The sequence below is a fragment of the Capnocytophaga endodontalis genome, assembly GCF_002209445.1.
GTDB lineage: Bacteria > Bacteroidota > Bacteroidia > Flavobacteriales > Flavobacteriaceae > Capnocytophaga > Capnocytophaga periodontitidis.
Genome location: NZ_CP022022.1, coordinates 2,441,480 through 2,462,878, shown reverse-complemented (window position 1 = coordinate 2,462,878; position 21,399 = coordinate 2,441,480). Strand labels below are relative to the sequence as shown.

Annotated in this window: 16 protein-coding genes and 1 pseudogene; 12 read left to right on the top strand and 5 right to left on the bottom strand. The window is 36.1% G+C overall.

The features are described 5' to 3' along the window. Position 1: 1 nt before the first annotated feature. The gene (locus tag CBG49_RS11115) at positions 2–1,936 is read left to right on the top strand and encodes a carboxypeptidase-like regulatory domain-containing protein (protein ID WP_088594526.1); all 1,935 of its coding nucleotides are present in this window, start codon (positions 2–4) and stop codon (positions 1,934–1,936) included. A gap of 7 nt (positions 1,937–1,943) precedes the next feature. Here the strand turns inward: CBG49_RS11115 and CBG49_RS11110 are convergent, their stop codons facing one another. Both CBG49_RS11110 and CBG49_RS11105 read right to left on the bottom strand, forming a co-directional pair. Then, positions 1,944–2,210, bottom strand: coding sequence for a chaperone modulator CbpM (locus CBG49_RS11110; RefSeq protein WP_009414023.1), 267 nt, complete (start codon positions 2,208–2,210; stop codon positions 1,944–1,946). A 2-nt stretch (positions 2,211–2,212) separates the two neighbouring features. Beyond that, positions 2,213–3,133 (bottom strand): DnaJ C-terminal domain-containing protein, encoded by a 921-nt coding sequence (locus CBG49_RS11105; RefSeq protein ID WP_088595317.1) that lies wholly within the window; start codon positions 3,131–3,133, stop codon positions 2,213–2,215. 109 nt (positions 3,134–3,242) lie between these two features. On the opposite strand from CBG49_RS11105, the gene CBG49_RS11100 reads away from it, so the two are divergent. The 6 genes and pseudogenes from CBG49_RS11100 to CBG49_RS11075 all read left to right on the top strand — a co-directional run bounded on the left by CBG49_RS11100 (position 3,243) and on the right by CBG49_RS11075 (position 11,629). After that, a complete protein-coding gene (locus CBG49_RS11100) occupies positions 3,243–4,814 on the top strand; it encodes a GDSL-type esterase/lipase family protein (RefSeq protein ID WP_088594525.1) in 1,572 nt (523 codons plus the stop codon). Positions 4,815–4,857: 43 nt separating this feature from the next. Then, positions 4,858–6,363, top strand: a complete 1,506-nt coding sequence (locus tag CBG49_RS11095) for a LysM peptidoglycan-binding domain-containing protein (RefSeq protein WP_088594524.1) — start codon at positions 4,858–4,860, stop codon at positions 6,361–6,363. Then, complete coding sequence (locus CBG49_RS11090; RefSeq protein ID WP_009414027.1) at positions 6,360–8,048, top strand: MBOAT family O-acyltransferase; 1,689 nt, start codon at positions 6,360–6,362, stop codon at positions 8,046–8,048. Before CBG49_RS11095 ends, CBG49_RS11090 begins: the two co-directional genes overlap by 4 nt. 1,783 nt (positions 8,049–9,831) lie before the next feature. Continuing rightward, positions 9,832–10,344, top strand: a pseudogene (locus CBG49_RS16365) (OmpA family protein); the annotation flags it as partial. 8 nt (positions 10,345–10,352) lie between these two features. After that, entirely contained in the window at positions 10,353–11,027 is a 675-nt protein-coding gene (locus tag CBG49_RS11080; protein WP_088594522.1) for a hypothetical protein, read from the top strand. An 86-nt stretch (positions 11,028–11,113) separates the two neighbouring features. Further along, on the top strand, positions 11,114–11,629 hold the full coding sequence (locus CBG49_RS11075; protein WP_157668397.1) for a hypothetical protein: 516 nt from the start codon (positions 11,114–11,116) through the stop codon (positions 11,627–11,629). 77 nt (positions 11,630–11,706) lie between these two features. On the opposite strand, the gene CBG49_RS11070 is transcribed toward CBG49_RS11075, so the two are convergent. The 3 genes from CBG49_RS11070 to CBG49_RS11060 form a co-directional block, all read right to left on the bottom strand. After that, a complete protein-coding gene (locus tag CBG49_RS11070) occupies positions 11,707–13,077 on the bottom strand; it encodes a M16 family metallopeptidase (protein ID WP_088594520.1) in 1,371 nt (456 codons plus the stop codon). A gap of 10 nt (positions 13,078–13,087) precedes the next feature. Further along, complete coding sequence (locus tag CBG49_RS11065; protein ID WP_088594519.1) at positions 13,088–14,356, bottom strand: M16 family metallopeptidase; 1,269 nt, start codon at positions 14,354–14,356, stop codon at positions 13,088–13,090. A 91-nt stretch (positions 14,357–14,447) separates the two neighbouring features. Beyond that, entirely contained in the window at positions 14,448–15,809 is a 1,362-nt protein-coding gene (locus CBG49_RS11060; protein ID WP_088594518.1) for a TlpA family protein disulfide reductase, read from the bottom strand. A gap of 196 nt (positions 15,810–16,005) precedes the next feature. Here CBG49_RS11060 and CBG49_RS11055 point away from each other — a divergent pair, with 196 nt between their 5' ends. The 5 genes from CBG49_RS11055 (at position 16,006) to CBG49_RS11035 (ending at position 21,296) form a co-directional block, all read left to right on the top strand. After that, positions 16,006–17,673: an outer membrane beta-barrel protein gene (locus CBG49_RS11055; protein ID WP_088594517.1), complete on the top strand. Its 1,668-nt coding sequence runs from the start codon at positions 16,006–16,008 to the stop codon at positions 17,671–17,673. 2 nt (positions 17,674–17,675) lie between these two features. Beyond that, complete coding sequence (locus CBG49_RS11050) at positions 17,676–18,716, top strand: OmpA family protein (protein ID WP_088594516.1); 1,041 nt, start codon at positions 17,676–17,678, stop codon at positions 18,714–18,716. Between the two features lie 78 nt (positions 18,717–18,794). Continuing rightward, positions 18,795–19,445, top strand: coding sequence for a phosphatidylserine decarboxylase family protein (locus CBG49_RS11045; RefSeq protein WP_088594515.1), 651 nt, complete (start codon positions 18,795–18,797; stop codon positions 19,443–19,445). Positions 19,446–19,457: 12 nt separating this feature from the next. Next, the gene (locus CBG49_RS11040; protein WP_088594514.1) at positions 19,458–20,522 is read left to right on the top strand and encodes a CapA family protein; all 1,065 of its coding nucleotides are present in this window, start codon (positions 19,458–19,460) and stop codon (positions 20,520–20,522) included. Positions 20,523–20,576: 54 nt separating this feature from the next. Further along, positions 20,577–21,296 (top strand): YebC/PmpR family DNA-binding transcriptional regulator, encoded by a 720-nt coding sequence (locus CBG49_RS11035; RefSeq protein ID WP_088594513.1) that lies wholly within the window; start codon positions 20,577–20,579, stop codon positions 21,294–21,296. Positions 21,297–21,399 lie beyond the last annotated feature (103 nt).

The window sequence follows — 21,399 nt, the reverse complement described above, 5'->3', positions numbered from 1 at the left end:
AATGAAACTGAACAAACATCACCTCTTACTTTTGCTTTTTCTATTAGGAGCAACTTTACACGCCCAAGTGAAAAATATCACTGGGCGTGTGATAGATGCAAAAGAAAGAAATCCAATTTCTTTTGTTCCAATAGTTGTAAAAACTTCTCCTCCTACAGAACCTCCACAAGTGGTGATGACAGATTTAGACGGTAAATTTCAGCTCCAAGCAAAAGAAGGTGATATGCTTGAAATTGCCTTTATGGGATATGAAAAACAATACAAAAAAATAGAAGGTAAAGCTAAGAAAAAACACTTTAAAATTGTTTTAGAAGAAGAAAGTATAGGAACAGTTTGTTATGGACCTATGAGCATACTTTTCTACACTTCACTCGAACGAAGGAAAGAGGAAGAAACATTTACTTACCCGCAACAATCTATAGGAGGTCAAGAACTTACTGAAGTAAAACAGATGAATTTTCTCAATAGTCTTGAAGGTAGGATTGCAGGGGTACTACTACAACGCGATGCTTTAGAGATAAGAGGAGGTAACAAAGTGCGTTATATAGTAGATGGAGTACCTATAGACAATCCTTCCGATCTCAACCCTGAGGATATAAGGAGTCTTACTGTTTTGCCAGGTACTCAAGCTGCGGCTATTTATGGAGCATCAGCAGCTAATGGGGTAGTACTTATTCGCACTAAAAAATCTACAAGTAAGAAACTGAATGTCAATTTCTCTTCATCAGCCGAGTTGTTAAAACCACTTTCTTCAGAAGATATTTATAGAACGGGATATGTATACCAAAATGCAGTGAGTTTTTCAGGAGGACAAAACTTTAAGAAAGGAGCAAAAAATAGAATATATGCTTCTTTAGCTTCTTTAGAATCAACAAGTATTGTGCCTAACGACTCCTATAATCGCTATAATAGCTATTTACACAATGCAACTTCTTTGTTGAATGATAAATTGAACATAGATCTTTCAGCTAATTATATCCATCAGTATGAGCGCACTCCAAGCGGTTATCACAATCAATACACTGAAATGAAAGACCGCTATATGTTTTTAGCTAAGGCAAATTATGTAGTAGGTAGAGGTTTATCCTTCACTGGGCATTTTCGTATGGATAACAATCTTATTACAGCACACTCCACTTATAAACAACAATACGCTGATATCATCTTTAGGTATAGTAAAAAACTCTCAACTAATTTTAACTTAGAGAGTCATTTAGGGGCTTTGTACGATGAAAGTAACACCCAAGCTGCTTTTGCAATTACCGAAGTAGATTGGCAATCTAAAGTGCTTCTTACTCTTTCAGGACGTACTGAAAAATATTTAAATCATATTTATGACAATAATAAACTCCTATTCACTCCCTCAGTAAGTATAGCAATGCTCTTACATCAATTTTTAGATATGAATGAAAGAACATTAGGTTATGCTAAATTGCGTGCTGGTTATACCCCAATAACAGACCCTTACGATTGGCAGTCAGAACGCTCTATGTGTTATGAGATAGGTTTAGATACTAAATGGTTGTTTGATTGTCTCTCTGCTGGGGTTACTTTTTATCGCAATCAAATCAATAAACAAGGTGTAGAACTTGTTTTAGGCTACATTAGCGAAAAACCCAATCCTTACCCTAAAACTCCAGGATTCTATTGGGAGACCCAACTTGTTGCAGCTACCTATCCTCATACACAATTAGGTTGGCGCGGAAAAATGAACTATAATGATTTTGATTTAAATTTCTTGTTTAAAACCCGCTCAGGTGAGAAAGTGTGCTTGCAAGAAGCCGCCCTTACTTATCATTTTAAGGGAAAATTTGAGATGAAAGGCTTGAATGACCTTAGTATGTCGTTAATAGCTACTTATGATGTTGATAGCCCAAAATATACCTCACTACCACTTGTAAGAAGCTATGGTTTGAGCGTAAGAATGCAATTCTGAAAATTTGTTAATTTGCTAATTCAAATTTTACTCCTCTGAGTTCTTCAATCTGTTGTAACAAGTGATGAATGATTTCCAACCCTGCCATATTCACTTCAAGGTCGTAATGCCAATTTGTAAAGCGTTCAAAATCCGAAAGTTGGTCATAATGAAGGTAAGTAGTGTTGTTGATGACCTCCGTTTGTATGAGCCCGCTGGAGGCTAAATCGTCGAAAAAAGTGACTTCTATATTGTACAAACGAACGATGTCTTCTCTTGATATTCTCTCTTCCATAACTATGAATTTTTAAGTTGTTCAAATAATTCTTTTTGTTTCTCAGTGAGGTGCTTAGGCAACTGCACTTGGTAAGTAACAAAGAGGTCGCCAAAGCTGTCTTTTTGTTTATATACGGGGAATCCTTTACCTTTGAGTCGCACCGTAGTACCGTTTTGGGTTTCAGGGGCTACTTTCATTTTTACCTTGCCACTTAAAGTATCTATTTGCACCTCTCCGCCTAACATAGCAGTGTAGAGGTCAATATTTACGGTTGTTTTCAGGTCGTTACCATTGCGTTCAAATTGAGCGTCGGGTTCTATGTGGAAAGTAATGTACAAATCGCCATTAGGACCTCCGTTATATCCCTCTTGTCCGTGACCTTTGAGTTTGATTTGTAAACCTTCATATACTCCTGCTGGCACAGTAATACGTATGTTTTTGCCATTTACTGTAAAGGTGCGTTGCTGAGTGGTAGCCACTTCGCGCAAAGGGAGGGACATATCGGCATAGAGGTCTTGCCCCTTGAATTTACCTGAAGCACTACTATAACCTCTGCCAAAGCCACCCGCACGTCCGCCAAACATATCTTTAAAGAAATCGGAATAATCTTCATTAGAGTAATTGCCTCCGCTAAAGCCCTCAAAACCTTCAAAACCTCCGAACCCGCCAAAGCCTCCACCGCGAGCGCGTTGCTGTTGTTGAGCTTTTTCGTACTCCTCGCCATATTGCCAATGTTCTCCGTACTTGTCGTATTTAGCACGGTTTTCAGGATTACTGAGCACCTCATTAGCCTCGTTAATTTCTTTGAATTTTTGCTCTGCCGTCTTGTCGTTAGGGTTCATATCAGGGTGATATTTGCGCGCTAATTTGCGGTAAGCTTTCTTTATTTCTTCTTGAGTAGCAGTTTTTTCTACTCCTAATGTTTTATAGTAATCAATCATATTTACTAAAATTAATGTACGCAAAAGTAATACTTTTTTTTCAATAGTGATACATAGTTCACAATTATTTTGTAATTTTGCCCCCTGAAAGAAAACTAAGTACCATTTTGTGAACACATCATATTTTAAACAATCGTTTTTTATTGTTTTGCTGGCTACGCTCATCTTTATAGGCTTTAAGGAGTTTTTGCCAGCACGCATATTTCCTGAAGTCAAAGCAATGGATAATGTAGTGGTAGATAGCTTAATGTTAGAAGCTATATCGGGTAAGGAAATCGATAAAGTGCTCAGTCAGGCAAACGATTCAATGGCTACTGCTAAGAGATTGAAAAAATCCGATGAGTATCTCTTTGCTTTTTTTAAAAAATTATACGAACTCGAAACTACTAAAAAAGGAAAGATAAGAATAGGCTACTACGGCGATTCAATGACCGATGGTGACTTAATCGTACAGGATTTAAGAGCCCTCTTTCAAGATGCTTTTGGCGGACAAGGAATTGGATTTTTGCCCATCGCTTCCGAGTCGGCTAAATCTCGCGGAAGTGTATGGCATTCTTATTCTAATACTTGGAAAACACAGTCGTATGTGAATGTAAAACGCCCCAAACGTCCTTTTGGAGTATGCGGACAAGTGTTTTTTACTCAAGGCAATGGCACTTGGGTGCAGTATAAATCATCTAACCAAAAACATATCAGTCAACTATATGCCCCTGTACTCTATTATGGTTCATCGGGCAACAAGGAAGCTAAAGTTGAAATTACCTATAATGATACTGTGAAGGTGGTAAAATCGCTAACTACCGATAAACTACTGAATGCCCTACCTCTCACCGAAGGTCATAACACCAAAGCAGTACGCATTACTTTTTACAAATCGGATAGTATTCCTATTTATGGAGTAAGCTCAGGAGAACGACAAGGAGTGTATGTTGATAACTTTTCAAGTCGTGGTAATTCAGGTTTACCTATTTCCCTTTTCAATGTAGATTTGATGAACCGATTTGATGACGCACTTGGTGGATATGACCTCATCGTGTTGCACTTTGGTGCTAATGTGCTCAACTATGGCACTTTAGATTATTCGTGGTACGAAAGGGGAATGACCAAAGTAGTAAATCAAATACGCGCTTGTTTTCCTAATACCTCTATTCTTATCATCTCAACCGCCGATAAATCAACTAAGGTGAATATGGAAATGCAAACTGATAAAGCGGTAGTACCTTTGGCAAATGCGCAACACAAATACGCGCGTAATACTCATTCTGGTTTTATCAATTTATACGAATTGATGGGAGGAAAAGGTTCTATGAAACAATGGGTAGAAGCCAATCCTTCACTTGCAAGCAAGGATTATACTCACTTCAATGCAAGAGGAGCTAAAAAGGTTGCTCATTTATTGTATAATAAATTGATGGAGGAATATGAACATTACAAAGACCCACATAACAGTCAGAAAGCCGATGTTTTTGGTGAAAAAATAAAAGAAATACAAGAAGTGCGACCAACCACAACAACCACTGCTACTGCCACTACTGCGACAGCTACACGTACTGTACAGCCCGCGGCACCAGCACGACAACAACCGGCACGACAACAACCAGCACATCCTGTACAACAAGCACCAGCAGCACAACATAAAGATTCAGTAAAACCTAAAAGCTCCGATTTGTACGAGCTGTAATACTAAAAAAACACTAATAACACACTAAAAAGACACAATTATAATGAAAAAGAAACAATTGGTAAAGAAAATCATAATGCGGAGCTGTATGCTATTGGGAGTAACACTCTATTTAAGAGCTAACTATACCTCAGCAGAAAATGTTTTCCCCCCTTTGGCTGCTAAAGATACTCTCTCAGTTTATGCCAAAAACAACGCCCCGAAAGAGTACAACAATATGTACAACACTTCGGTGTTAACTCCTTTTTTTGAAAAATTGGCTACTTTAGAAAAATCTAAAAACCGCAAACTGAATATCGTCCACATAGGCGACTCACACATCCAAGCCGATGTGATGCCCAATGTGATGAGACAGCGTTTGCAAGAAAGTTTTGGCAATGCAGGATTAGGCTTGGTCTTTCCATACTCTCTTATCCGTACTAACGGTGGGCACAATGTGAGTTTTACTTCTAATATCTCTTGGGAAGCTCAGAAAAATACATCTTCACCATTGGCAGGAATCACAGGCTATGCCCTTTCTACCGATAAGAAAAATTTTGTGATAGAACTAAACCTAAAAAATAAAGATTACGCTTTTAATACCCTTAAAATTATCACCCCTAAAAACCAACGTCATTTTGAGTTGGCAACCAATGTAGGCAAGGTAACCGCTCCTTTAAAGCCTTCAGTTCCTAAGATGATTTCACATAAGGTAACTCAAGGCGAAACCCTCTATGGCATTGCTAAACAATACCACACTACGGTAGCTCTATTGCAGAAAAACAATCATTTGAAAGGGAGTAATATCCGTATAGGACAGGTGTTACACATCGCTTCTGCTAAAGGAATTGCAGGTACTGTACCTGCTCCCGCTCCTGCAACTAAAGTGGATATGAGCAATGCAACTATCCTCAAGGCCAATTCGCTTTACAACTACTATGCTTACGACAATCTGAATGTTTCTGATAAAATATACTTAACCCCTAATACCGAAAGCAGTTCGTTTACGCTTAATGGCATAGTACTCGAAAATGACCAAAAAGGGATTATTTATCATACAATAGGCGTAAATGGAGCCCATTTTTCCGATTACAACAAATCCGATTTGTTCTTTGAACAGATAAGTGCTCTTGAACCCGATTTGATAGTGATTTCCTTAGGTACTAATGAAGCTTATGGTAGGCTTGCTCCAGAAAGATACGATGCCGAGGTGATGAAATTTATTAATACTATACGCACTCAGTACGGCAACTGCCCTATCATACTCACAACTCCTCCTCCTTTTTTGTATAGAAGAAAAAGTACCACCTCATTGTGCGTAGAATACGCCGATACACTGATAGACAACGCTGTAAAGGATAATTATAGCGTGTTCGACCTTTATCGTGCTCTAGGTGGTAATGAAGCAATGAGTAGATTTATACAACAAAAACTTATCGCCGGTGATCGCGTACATTATACCAGAGATGGTTACTTAGAACAAGGTGAGCTTTTCTTCGATGCTTTTATGAGTAATTACTTAAACTACAAAAAACAATCCAAACACTCTTTAAAACCCATTTTAAATTGAATACAGCAGCATTAGCCCAGTGGTTTACCGATAATTTTAGCTTCACAACTGAACAAGTAAAACAATGGTTTACCTATAACCCCAATCACCCTCTACTATTTAATAGCAGTCTGTTTTTGGGGCTATTTTTGGTGTTTTATTTAGTGTATATCATCACTAAAAAACACGTCCATTTCCGTACGGTATATGTTACCTTATTTTCACTGTTTTTTTATTACAAAGCAGGTGGTAATTACTTTGTACTACTAATACTCTCTTCGGTATTAGACTATTTTTTTGCTGGACAGATTTACAAAGCCCAAAAACCTGCTGCGCGAAAATTCTTCTTGGCGGTGAGTATGATAACTAATCTGGGGATATTGTTCTATTTTAAATATACGAACTTCCTTATCGATAGTTTTAACGCTATTTTCCAAAGCAATTTTGCATTGATGGATATCATATTGCCCGTGGGTATCTCATTCTATACTTTCCAAACGATGAGTTACACAATTGATGTATATCGCCGTGAGATAGAACCTGCTAAGAGCTTTTTAGACTTTGCTTTCTTCGTGTGTTTCTTCCCTCAGTTGGTAGCAGGGCCTATTGTAAGAGCAAAAGATTTTATTCCGCAAATATACAAAAAGCTCACTCTCACTAAAGAAGAAACCTCATTGGCTCTTTTTCTTATCATAGGAGGATTGCTCAAAAAAGCTGTGATTTCCGATTATATTTCACTAAACTTTGTAGATAGGGTATTCGAGGCTCCTAATAGTTATACTCCTTTTGAAAACTTAATGGCAGTCTACGGCTATTCATTGCAAATTTATTGTGATTTTTCAGGTTATTCGGATATGGCAATAGGCTTAGCCCTACTGATGGGCTTTACGTTGCCTATAAACTTCCGTACGCCTTATCAATCTAAAAATATTACTGAATTTTGGCGACGTTGGCATATCTCACTTTCAACGTGGTTGAAAGACTATTTGTATTTCTCGGTAGGAGGGAACAGACGAGGTACTTTCTGGGGTTACTTTTTCCCTACTTTATTTTTTGGGGCTACACTATTTTGGGCAGTAAAAATGTACGATACCACTCCTATACCGCTTTATATTACAGCAGGGGCGATAATAGTATTTGTATTAGCTATTGTAGTAGCTAAAGATAGAAAAAAATCAGTACGTAGCCATTTCAACCAAATGACAACAATGCTCTTAGGAGGATTATGGCACGGGGCTAATTTGCGTTTTATCATTTGGGGAGCTCTTCACGGACTTGCCTTGGCTGTGCATAAAACTTTTATGGACTTTTTCCCTGCTAAAAAAGAAGATGAGAAGAAAGGTTTCTTCAGTAGTACTGCCAATGTAATATTTGTGATAATTACCTTTCACTTTGTAGCTTTCTGTTGGATATTTTTTAGAGCAAAAGACTTTGATATAGCCCTTACAGTGATGAATAATATTGCCGAACTACAATTCGATTGGCACAAATGGCAAACTATTATTGAGGGGTATAGAAATGTATTCCTACTAATGGCAATAGGCTTTGTATGGCATTTCTTCCCTCAAAATATGAACGATCAACTGAAGAATTTCTTTGGTAGTATGCCTATACTTTTCAAAGCAGTGATAGTGGCGCTCACTTTCTGGGTAGTATATGCTACTGCCTCCAGTGGGGCACAACCTTTTATATACTTCCAGTTTTAAGGGGCTGAGAAAGAAATTAACAAAAAGTGAGTAAATAGTAACTCATTCACTATTAACACTTTTGTAAAATATTTGTAAAAAAAGTTATAAAAATATTTGCATAGTACGATTATTTGTTGTAATTATGCACCCAAAATAAAGACATATTAAAAGCGTTAGCTTTTGTTCTGTTACTCGTAAAAATCTGGAAAATTTTTAAAATAACACAGAAACAAAAAGATAATGCTCTACCTATTATAGGCGTGAGCTATCTATTTCTGTGTTATTGGGCGATTCCAGACGCACACGGGTAACAGAGTAGATATTAGTTCACGCTTTTTTATTTCTGCTATAATATCAAAAAAGCGTTAGCTTTATTCTGTTACCCGTGAAAAATCTGGAAAATTTTTATCAGTAACGCAGAATATAGGTTAGCCTATGGAGCAAAGGAAGCGCAATAGTGTCTTCCTTTGCCGTATGCAACTTCTCTTCTAAAGAATAAAGACTTTTTCCGCTTTTTATTTAAGAAAATAAATAATAGGCAGTATCCGAAAAGCCTTCAATAGAGTAGGAGAAATCTTTTTTAATTTATCAGACAATGAAAAGAATCGTATTTCTAATTTGTACCTTAGTATTATTAGTTATGGATAATACTTATGCCCAAACAAAAAAAACAGCACAAAAAAAAACAACGCAAATAGGGAAAATACCACAAGGAAAAGGTGTAGAAGCAATTTACAACTATTATTTAAAAGTAGTTGAACTTGTCAGAGAAAAAACTATGGTAAAAATGGGAGTTCCTATTAATGTATATAAAGGAGGTAATGAAAATGAATTAATAAAATATCTACAGAATTATGATAGAAAACATGGGCAAGGTGCAGTTCTATATGTTATGAACGCAGTAGATAATATGAATAAAAAAGTATGGGAAAATAAAATTGAAGAAATGATTCTTAAAGAAGCTATGAAAAGTACTCAAGGAATAGAACTTAATTTATTGAAGGAATACACAAGGAGAGAGTTTATTCAATGGGCAACTAAAGGAACTTATGAAAAAACAGAGGAGTATAATAGTCGGATCTTAAAGGAAGGGAAAGAGCAAATCAAAAAGATTTTAAATGAACAAATGCAAATTATCTTATCAAATTCCATAAATAAAAGTTGGGAAAATAGTGGAAAAATAGGAGAATTTATTATCTCAAATGGAAAATATGATGTAGATAAAGAAACTTACACTATTACTATATTAAAAAAGAGCAAATTTATTATAAAAGATAAGTCTATCAACTATTTCATGAAGATTCCTATAGTTTTAAATAACATAGATAGAGAAAAAGCTAAAAAGATAGCACAAAATAATAATCTTTGGAAACCAATTAATTATATTGATGATTGGGTTCTGTTTGAAGGTATTTTTATGCCAAAAACTATTTTAAAAAAGATAGATGATGATAATGAAATATCGTGTAAAATTGATTATTCTAAAATAAAAATTAAGGATTTTGTTTTTACAAAAGAAAGTGTGATACAAGAAACTTCTAATGCAAATTTACTTACCATTCATTTAACTAATAATAATGGTAATGTTAAATATAAAGACTTATCTAATTTAGAATTTAATACTAAAGATTTAGGTTTGTCTAGATATTTTACAGTTAATTATTCATTTAAACCATTTGAGAATAGTAAACATTTTGACAATGTTGATACTTCAAATAATGAATTAGAAGTAGTAGAAATTAAGCTTAATTCCAATGATAATTTTAATAGTTCAAATTCAGATAATGAATTAGAAGTAATGGAAGGTATGCTTAATGATGATGGTAATTTTGAGTACAATGTGGGAGAAATTGTAGATCTTATTCTTTTCAATGGTGTAATTTTAAAAGTAGGTAAGAATTCATCAGAAACGTACCTTGTAAAATTGTTAGAAGATGAGGATATTATTACTCCAGAACAATTTAAAAAGAATTGGATTACCTTAGATAGAACTTATTTCAAAACAGGTAGTGATGAACTTACTGAAGATTCTGTTCAACAATTAAAAAACATTGTTGCTATTTTAAATGCTTATCCTAAAGCTGTTATTCGTTTAGGTAGTTATACTGATAATACAGGTAGTGATGAGGATAACTTTAAACTTTCAATAAGGCGTGCTGATTCAATCCTAAACAAATTGGTAGCATTAGGTGCTAACAAAGCACAATTGGATGCTCAAGGTTATGGATCAGATCACCCTATTTGCCCTGCAAACGATACTCCTGAGTGTAAAGCTAAGAATAGACGCATAGATATACGTTTAAAATCTAAATAATATTAAAAATGAAAAATCTAATTTTAACACTGCTTATTTGTTTTTTCTTAATTAGTTGTGGACAAAACAACAATCAATCAACAGAACAAAAGAATGAAAAAGTCGAGATGCAAACTTGTGTTGATTACGACTATGAGACAGTTGAATATCCTAAAGATAGTGAAGAATATTGGAGATATCCCAAAGATGGTAATACCAAATTGGCTAAAAGGTTCTTTAAGTTTGTAATTGCTAACTATCTTGCTCAACTTAAATGTGAAAACACTTACAAAACAAAATATATGCCTATGGATATTGATAGAATATCCCAAGAGATAGTAGATACCTTAACAGTATTGAAATATAATACGGGGGTATATATGCTTGAAGGAGGAAAACTCTTTGAGCCCAAAGGAGATTCTTATGAAGATTTAGAAAAGAGAGTCGTTATAAACGATTCTGGAAATGATATTCTTAATATTCTAAATTTTGTAAGAAATAATGTAGGAATAGTTAGGTTTCACAATAATGGAGCTAGTGTTCCTCACTATATAATTGAAGAAAAATCTAATGCAACGATATTTAATTTAACCGTAGATAAAGAAGTTTATGACGGTAATTTTGATCCTGATGAAGTGTTGTATGATGATGGTGAAGGTAGTGGTGATTTTTATGGAGATGTTTGGTATATAACAAATATATAAATATAACTTTCAAATAGTTTTACAACCATTCTAAAATATATTTAAAAATGGTTGTAAAACTTCTTTTAACATTAAAAACAATAAGAATGAAAGTAATACTAATTCAAGGTAAAGAAAATAGTGGAAAAACTACTTTATGTAATCAAATAGATGAGTGGTTACAAAAGGGAATCTTTCAAGATGTAAACTTAAAAAGAGTAGATGTAACTAAGCAATGTTTTAAAAAACAAGATTTTGTAGCCATCTATGATGTTTTTGCTGAAACAGCAGATAACAAAGAAGTTCGTATCTTGATAAATTCAGCTTCTGATGATAATACATCAATAGAAACCTTTAAAAGTTTTAAAAATAATTGCAATGAGGAATACTACAAGAATAAAGAGGTTGATATTCTCATAACAACAATTAGAAATAATGATAATCCTAAATTACAAGAAAAAATAATGGAAATCTGTGGTTTAGAAAAAAAAGATTTTGATCAAGTTTCTTCAATACCAATAGTTATACATAAAGAAGATATTTCTAAAAATAAGCTAATAATTGAATTAGAGAAGAGTCCTCTTCATCTCATAAAAGAAGAAATTAGAACTCTTCTTAAGTAACTTATCCCCGCTATACCCTTTAAGCAGTGGTGGTATGTATTCTTTCGTCTAAATTTATGTAGCTTATAAGTAATTTTTCACTTTTCATTTCCATAGTTATCAAACTCCTTCATAGGAATTTTCTTTCCATCGAAGTTGATATTTTTAAGTTCATTAGCTATGTCACTACCTTTGCCTACGATGATGATTCTGAAGTTTTTTAATAGAAAATAACTATTAGCAACTCTCTGTACGTCTTCTTTGGTTACTGCATTAATCTTGGCGATATAGTTCTTGTAAAAATCTTCGGGTAGGTTGCGCACTTTTATATTGATAGCGTAATTGGCAATCGTCTGCGGACGCTCAGTAGCCAGAACAAACTGACCTAAATACTGTGCTTTAGCTTGCGCTAACTTCTCTTCACTCACTATAGTAGTTTGTATGCGTTTTACTTCTTTGAGTATCTCAACAATGGCAGGAGCTGTTACGGCATTGCCTACTTTGGTCTTGATGCTGAAACTGCCTTTTGTCCATTTATCGGTTTTAAAAGTAGAAAAAGCACCATAAGTATAACCGTGTTCTTCACGCAAATTCATATTGATATAACTACCAAAATCTCCACCTAAAATACTGTTGGCTACCAATAGAGGGAAGTAATCAGGGTGAGACATCTTGAGGTCAATGAGGTTTGTAACTTGTATTTCCGATTGTACCGCGCTGGGCAAATCTATAAAGTTGATTTGTGTTTCACTTACATTCTTAGGGATATATAAAGCAGGAGTTTCTTCTGAATAAGGTTGCCAATCGGCGAAATGTTCGTTTACTAAAGTAATTACCTCTTCGGGATTTACATCTCCTGTTACTACTAAATAGGCATTGTTAGGCACAAAACGCTTGCGGTAATAGTTGGTTACATCGTCTAAGGTGAGGGCAGCAATCTGGGCTTCAGTAATGTATTCGCCGTAAGGGTGAGCCGTACTGTAGCGCAAGGTTTGCCGTACGCGTTTCATAATCACTTCAGCATTACTTTCGTTGGCGCGGATACTTTGGATAATGCGCGCTTTTTCTTTTTCCATATCCTCCTCAGTGAAGTTAGGGTGCAGGGCAGCATCGGCAATGAGTGCTAATACTCGCGGAAAATATTTAGAGAGTACTTGAGCGTATGCACCATTAGGAGCGATAGAGAGTGTTGCAGCGAGATAGTCTATTTCCTCGTTGAAATCGTCTTTATTGATAGAGGTAGAGCCATTGCCCGCCATTAGTGAAATAAGGTCGGAAATTCCCTTTTTTTCTTTTTCTAATTCTGGACATTCGTCTAAAGAGAGACGGATACCTACTTGAGGAAGTTGGTGGTTTCCTACTATCAATAGCGTAAGTCCGTTCGGAAGACTATGTGTAATAGGAGTTCCTAAATTGATAATAGGAGCAGCTCCTGGGGTAGGTTGTATAGAGCGGTCTATATGTGTCATTTTTGTTTACTTATTGAACTGAAGGTAAATAATTGAGGTCTAAACGTTGTTTTTTGTCTAAATACTTGCGAGCAGCCTCTCTAATATCTTCACGAGTAATAGCGCGGTAGTGGTCTATTGCTTTGTTGATGAGGTTCGTATCTTTGTAGAAAGTATAGTTATCTGCCAAAGAGAGTGTAATTCCTTCCATATTGCTGTTTTGAGCCACAAAGTTAGCCTCTATTTGGTTTTGTAACTTTTCATATTCTCGTTCACTGATGAGTTCAGTTTGTAGTCTTTCAATTTCCTCATCCATTTCTTGTGCTAAAGTTTCTAAACTCACCCCATCCATAGGGAGTGCTCCCATTATATAAACGCCATAATCTTCTTGAGCATCCGAAAATGCTAATACCTGTAAAGCAGTTTGATGTTCGTCAATCATTTTTTTGTAGAGGCGAGCACTTTTGCCATCGGTAAGGATATTAGAAAGCAAGTCGATAGTATACGAATCTTTGTCCGTCATTGCAGGAGTGCGATAGGCATATAGTTTAAGAGGAATTTGGATGTTAGGGTCGTATTCGGTTACCTCAATAGTTTCAGTGATAGGAACTTCTTCTATTTTGTTGCGTTGTATCACATTACCCGTATTAGGAATCGTTGCAAAGTATTGCTCTATCCATTCTTTAGTAGTTGGGGTATCAAAATCGCCAGCTACTACTAATACCGCATTGTTAGGATTGTAGAATTTCTTTTTGAAAGCGATGAATTCTTCTAAGCTGGCAGCATCTAAATGTTCTACTTCACCAATCACTGTGCTAGAGTAGGGGTGTTTTTTAAAAAGGTAAGGATTGATAGCTGAGCGATACATTATTCTGCCGTAAGGAGCGTTGTCTATACGTTGGTTTTTCTCTTCTTTTACCACTGAATTTTGAGTACTTACTCCAATCTCATTGATAACAGGGTGCAACATACGTTCAGCTTCCATCCACAAGCCTAATTGCAGGTTATTAGAAGGGAAAACTTCGTAATAATACGTTTTATCCTGCGTAGTAAAAGCATTGTTATGCCCGCCATTTGCCGATACAATATCAAACCATTTGCCACGTGCGATATTTTGAGAACCTTCAAAGAGGAGGTGTTCAAAAAAGTGGGCAAAGCCAGTGCGAGTAGGGTCTTCGTCTTTAGCACCTACGTGGTACATTACCCCTATAGTTACTACGGGGGCAGCGTTGTTAGGGTGAAGAATCACGTGTAACCCATTAGGGAGGTCGTATTCTTCAAAAATAAGAGATTGAGCCATAGTTAATTTGTCAATGAGTTAATCAGAAAAAAACTTTGCTAAAGCCTTTATAGCCTTAGCAAAGTTACAATCAATATGAAAAAAGTCTCTGTTATAGATTAGCGTTGATAAGTTCTTTTACCTTAGCTTCAGAAGGACGAGGAGCATTGATGCTAATAAGTTTTCCGTCTTTGCTTACCAAGATAAAACGTGGAATACCTGTAAGGTCATAGTTTTCAGCAAAATCAGGTGACATTTGTACATTCTTGTGCAATTGTACACCAGTTAATTTTTCAGTGGTTACTGCATTTTTCCAAGCCTCTTTATCATCATCAACAGAAAGACTTACGAAAGTGATATCTTTATCTTTGTACTCTTCTTGTAGTGCTTTGAATGCAGGTATTTCTTTACGGCAAGGTAAGCACCAAGTAGCCCAAATATCAATGTAAAGTAATTTACCTTTGAGGCTTTCAGAAGTAACAGTATTGCCTTGTATATCTTGAGCTTCAAAAGCAGGGAAAGGATTGCCGTCTTTTAGGCGTTCGAGGTTAGCCAAGCGTTTGTTAATTTCTGCAACACCTTCAGCATCTTTCACATTAGCCTTTACTATTTCAGTGAGTTTTTTGTTGTTTTCTGGAGTATTTGCTACTGAAATACCACTAATAAGTGAGCGTGAAAGGCTTTTTTTGATGTTTTCAGATTTGAGAGTTTCAAAGTGTTTGATGACTTTATCCCAAGGATTTTCATTCTCTTTGGCACTTTGGTATTTTTCGTAGAAGTTGCTTATAACTAAAGCTTTGTAATAGGCATAGACATCAAAGTCTTGAGAAAGATCATAGTTGATACGTCCTAATTCATCGGCTATTTCTTTAGGTAGTTTAACTTTTTCACCTGTAAGTTCTTGGTGAGCGCCCTCGTAAAGGCTTTTCATATAAAGCAATTCATAATTGATAGCTTTAGCTTCCGTAGTTACGAATTTTTTAGAGAGTTCTTTTTCTCCATTGAGGAGGTTGAGGTATTGTTGCCCTATTGCTATGATACTCTTTTTGAAGTCTTCAGGTTTTTGAGCGAAAGTTTTTTCCAATCCGTTTTGCACTTGAAAGTAAAGAGCGTTTTTCTTTTGTAAATAGTTGTTGATATCTACATTAGCTCCAGTGAAAGTGGCTGCAATAGGATTGCTGTTGAGGTTGATATTCACAGCTGTTTCTTTTCCTTTTTCCAAATAAACAGGCACTTGAACGCCGTACATAGGGTTACCAATAGTGTAATAGAAGTAGTTAGTATCTACTTTCAAAGTATCGCGGAAAGTCCCGTCTTGATTGATATGTAAATCGGACTTGAAATCACCTCCTGTAATTTTGAGAGGCAGACCGTTATAGCTATCAATTTTACCAGATAGCACGATGTAATCAGCTCGTTCACCACAAGCTACAAAGCCTAAAGAGGCTAACGACAAAATAAATAGTTTTTTCATTGCGATTTGATGAAATAAATTAATTAGGTTGCGAAAGTACAAAGTTTTTTTTGAATAGCAAAATATTTTTCAAATTAAGGGTTTGAAAATTTGTTCATTAACTAATTAGTTTATACTTTTGCAATTGAGAATTAACCTAAATCTAAAATTAGGTTTTATAACTAAAAAACATACTATAAAAATTATTTAAAAAGAAATGAGAAAAACTTTTTTAAGCGTTAGCGCTTTCGTGCTTTTATCAGTTTCGGCTGTTGCACAAGTAAAGGACATTAGTTTTGCAGTAGCACCTACTGTTGATTATGTATGGTTGCCAAAGAAAACAGCTGTGACCAATGGCTTTATGGCGGGGGGTTATGTAGGTTTTGGTTTTGGTAGAAATTTAGAGTTATTGGGCTCTTATAAGCATTCAATAGGGTTGAAATCAACTCTTGATGGTTATGATGCTCCTGCTGCTATTAGCAATGTATTTGAAGCTAAGGATGTATCTGTATATCGCTGGGGTGGAGAGCTAAAAGGCAATATCCCAATGGCTTATTCTTTTCAGCCTTATGTTACTTTAGGTTCAGGTGTGCAAACTATCAAAGCTAATGATTTGAGTCAAAACCAAGTGTATTTTGGTTTAGGAATAGGTTCTAAATTTAATCTTGCCCGCCGTCTTACTTTGAATATAGAGGCTAAAGCTACTCACTTTTCATTAGACTCTAGAAATATACTTTATAAACCAACAGAAGCTAACACATCGGCTTACAATAGTTGGATAAACAATAATGTAGAAGATAAAAGTCATTTGCTCTGGAGTGTAGGTGCTGGTTTACAACTTTACTTAGGAGGTCGCAATCCTAATGAATTAACCGAGTTAGACCAAGTATACACAAGTCTAAAAGGTTTTAAAGTAGTGATAGAGCCTACTTTCGGTTACTTAAATTTCAGCGATGACAGCAATTTGCGTGATGCCTACTTTGGAGGTTTGGCATTGGGGGTAGATTTCACTGAATATATAGGTGTTAGAGGTTACTATCACCGTGCTATGAAAGATGAGAAATTCTCTGCTGATTTTGATAAACTATCAATATATGGGGGAGATTTCTTAGCCCGATTGAATGTAGCCAAAGGAGTAGTTCCTTATTTGCAAATAGGTGTAGGCTATATGAAAGTAGGTGATGACTATGTAGGAAAGGTAGTTAGCAATACCAATACCTCAGGTATTTTTGCCAAAGGAGGTGTAGGGTTAGCAATACCTTTAGGAAAGCGTGTTGAGCTTTTTGGGGTAGCTAATTTGATGTATACTACTCGTAATGAAGATGTATCTTCTGCCTTGAGTTCAGTACATAAATTGCAAAGTAATGTATTTTATAATGCAGGGGTAAGAATTAAATTGGCTAAATCAGTAGAAAAAGAATTGTACGAGCAAGAATTAGGCGCTGCTGAAGCTGATAAAGTTTGGGTTGCTACCCCTACGACTACAACAAATGTTACAGCCTCTACTGTTTCTCCTGAAAAACGAAACTTAGCTTACTACAACAGCCAGATAACTGCTACTGAAAAGCAACTACAAATGGCTTACCAAAATGGTGATACTGCAAATGCTAACCGTTTGTTAAAAGAAAAACAACAGTGGGAAAATCTTAGAAACACCTATGTAGCTGAGCGTTTGCCTTATCCTGCTTCAGAGCAAGTGCGCTTAGTGCGTATGACTCCTGAAGAGCTACAACAGCTAATAAATGATGTAGTAAAACGCATTAGAGAAGGAGAAGTAAAAAGTCCTGAACAACGTATCGACCGATTGGAAAAACTGCTTTTGGAAATGCAAGATTCAAAAGGTGAAATTCAAGAAGAGAAAATAGAAATACCTGCATCAAAATAACTATGAAGTATATCTATTACATTATAGGGGGGCTATTATTGTGTGTACATAGTATGTATGCACAAGTAGCCCCTAATAAAACAAAAACAGAGATAGTAATGACGGTAGATGAACTGCAATATCTATTAGAACAAATAGGGAGAGCAGAACTCACCAATCTCAGAGATAAGGAGTTGGACAGTATGCTATCGGCTGTAAAATATAAACAAAAAGAGATGCCTTACACTTCGGCAGTAGCTGAAGAAAGTAAATTTGCTACCAAAAGTCCAACAATAGTAGTAGGAACAGCAAGTAATACTGCAGTAGCACGTACGGCAACTAATACAGCTATTGCGCGTACAGCTACCAACACTGCTATCGCACGTAACACTGCAATACCTCGCACCGCAAGTACTACAACCTCTCGTGTAATGCCTCACACTACAGTGGCTCCTATGGCAGTATCTCAAACAGGAAGTAGTACTACTGCTATCGCACAACAGGTGGCACAATTGTCGAAAAGTGTAGATCAGTTACGCAAACAGCAACAATTGCTCTTAGCGGCTTTAGCTGCCAATACAGGAGTAGGAATAGCTACAAAAAATGCACGTGCAACAACTGTTACACCTACAACAGCATCTCAAACTCCTATAGTAGTCCAAAATGTGACAGCTACTGGAGTACCTATGCAAATTTCGGCTGAAAGACGAAGTGAATTGGAGCAATTATTAGCCGCGTATGGACATAAAAAAGCTGTACTTTATTTTGCTAATAACAAGTCTGTGCCCTTAAGTTACGACCCTATTACTATAGATGAGATGGTAACAATGCTAAAAACACATCCCGAGTTATCAATACTCTTAGAAGGGTACGCAAGTGAGGTAGGAAGTGTTGCATATAACAATGTATTGTCGATGCAACGTGCTGTAAATGTAGCTCAAATATTAAAAGCTAAAGGAATAAGTAGCGAACGTATACTAACTGCTTTTAAAGGAATAGACCCACAGGTTACACCTGCCGAAGCACGACGTGTAGAGCTAAGAATTGTTATCCATAGCTATTAGCCTTTTGATTGACAATTAGTAATTGGTAATTGCTAATTGTCAATTTTTTCTTATCTTTGCCCCCTAAAATAAATAATAATGTTTCATAAAGAAGGTTTTAAGATTATTCTCGTAACGCTATTTATAGTGATAGGAGTATCACTAATAGCACATTATTTTGTTGATATACTATGGCTTAAGAAAGGTATACAACTCTTAGCTATTGTATTTCTCATAGCTATTTTGCAGTTTTTCAGAAATCCTAAACGCATAACACCTCGAAATGACCAACACATCATAGCCCCTGTAGATGGCAAGGTGGTGGTGATAGAAGAAGTGTTTGAAAAAGAGTATTTCAAAGATAAACGCTTGCAGGTATCCATCTTTATGTCGCCTATCAATGTACACGTAACACGTTATGCATTAGGGGGTAAAGTTACTTATAGTGAGTATCACCCAGGGAAGTACTTGGTAGCGTGGCATCCAAAGGCTTCAGAAGAAAATGAACGTACTACCGTAGTGGTAGATAATCCTATATTTGGAGAAGTGTTATACCGACAAATAGCAGGAGCCTTGGCAAAACGCATTGTAAATTACGCTAAAGTAGGCGACACTGCTGTACAAGGAGAAGACGCTGGATTTATTAAATTTGGGTCACGTGTAGATGTGTATTTGCCTTTGGGAACTAAAGTAAAAGTAAAGTTGGGCGACAAGGTAAAAGGAGGCGTGCAAGTAATTGCTGAAAAATAGAACTATATTACTATGAAAAAATATTTCTTCTCAATAGCTCTCATAATAACTTCTTATATTTCGGCACAAACAGATAGTCTTGCAGTTGCCACTACTAAGGATACTCTCAGTATAGTGGCAGTAGGTGATGTGATGATAGGTTCAGGATTTCCTGAAGGATATCTCCCTAAAGATGATGCTGTTGAGAGCTTTAAATATGTAAAACCTTATTTAAAAGGAGATATTGTATTCGGCAATTTAGAAGGAGCGATTCTTGATACAGGTACTTCTGATAAATGTAAAAACTCAGCTGAAGGTACTTGTTATGCTTTTAGGATGCCTAACCGTTATGGCAAAATTATCAAAGAGGCAGGTTTTAACTTGATGAGTACTGCAAATAATCACGCTAATGATTTTGGTGAAAAAGGACGACGTAATACTGCTAAAATATTAGATGAAGTAGGTATATATCACGCAGGACCTGTAGAAAATAAATCGGTTATCTTTGAGAAAGATGGAGTGAAATACGGTTTTTGTGCTTTCTCGCCTAATAGCAATATGCTATCGGTGAACAACATCGACCAAGCTACTGATTTAGTAAAGGAATTACGCCCACAAGTAGACATTGTGATTGTATCGTTTCACGGAGGGGCTGAAGGCTCTAAAAGTACCCGTGTACCACGTGCCAATGAGATCTTTTTTGGTGAAAACAGAGGAAATGTCTATAAATTTGCGCACTCAGTAATCGATGCAGGTGCAGATATTGTATTAGGACACGGACCTCACGTAACACGTGCTGTAGAAGTGTACAATGGTAAGTTTATTGCCTATAGTATGGGTAACTTCAATACCTATGGACGATTTAATTTACAAGGGGCTAATGGCATAGCACCTTTATTAAACATCAAAATCAATCGCAAAGGCGACTTTCTATATGCTGATGTACTCTCTGTAAAGCAAACTAAAGCCAATGGATTGTTACTCGACGATGATTGTAAGGTATTTGAAGAAATTAAACGCCTTACCAAACTCGATTTTCCTGAAACTCCTTTGCACTTTGAAAACGACAAAATACAACTAAAAACTATAACTAACTAACTCCTACTAACTCCTAACCCCTAACGACTAATAACTAAAAACTAAGTAATATAAATGGGAAGAGCATTTGAATTTAGAAAAGCCCGTAAATTTAAACGTTGGGCTGCAATGGCAAAGACATTTACCCGCATAGGGAAAGACATCGTAATGGCAGTAAAAGAAGGCGGACCTCACCCTGAAACTAACTCACGCTTGCGTGCCGTAATACAGAATGCCAAAGCCGCCAATATGCCCAAAGAAAATATTGAGCGTGCTATTAAAAAAGCAAGTGAAAAAGATACTGCTAACTATAAAGAAGTACTCTTTGAAGGTTATGCCCCTCACGGTATTGCTTTGCTCATCGAAACCGCAACCGACAACAATAACCGCACTGTAGCGAATATCCGCAGTTACTTCAACAAGTGTAATGGTACTTTAGGTACCTCAGGTTCTGTAGAATTTATGTTCGACCACACTTGTAACTTCCGTATCAATGCTATAGGTATAGATCCTGAAGAATTGGAACTCGAAATGATAGATTTTGGGGCTGAAGAAGTGTTTGTAGATGAAGATGGTATCCTTATCTATGCACCTTTTGAGAGTTTTGGAGCTATCCAAAAAGAGTTGGAAAGCCGAGGTATTGAAATCTTATCCTCAGGATTTGAGCGTATTCCACAAGTAACCAAAGAACTCACCCCTGAAGAACAGGCTGATGTAGAGAAACTTTTGGAAAAAATCGAAGAAGACGAGGATGTCCAAAATGTATATCACACTATGAAAGAAAGTGATGAGTAACAATGAGTTTAACCTCTAAATTTGGCATTCCCACCCTTTTACTGTACTTAGGGGTGGGAATGCTTGCTTATAAAGTCCTTTTCACAGAATAAAAAACTTTTTT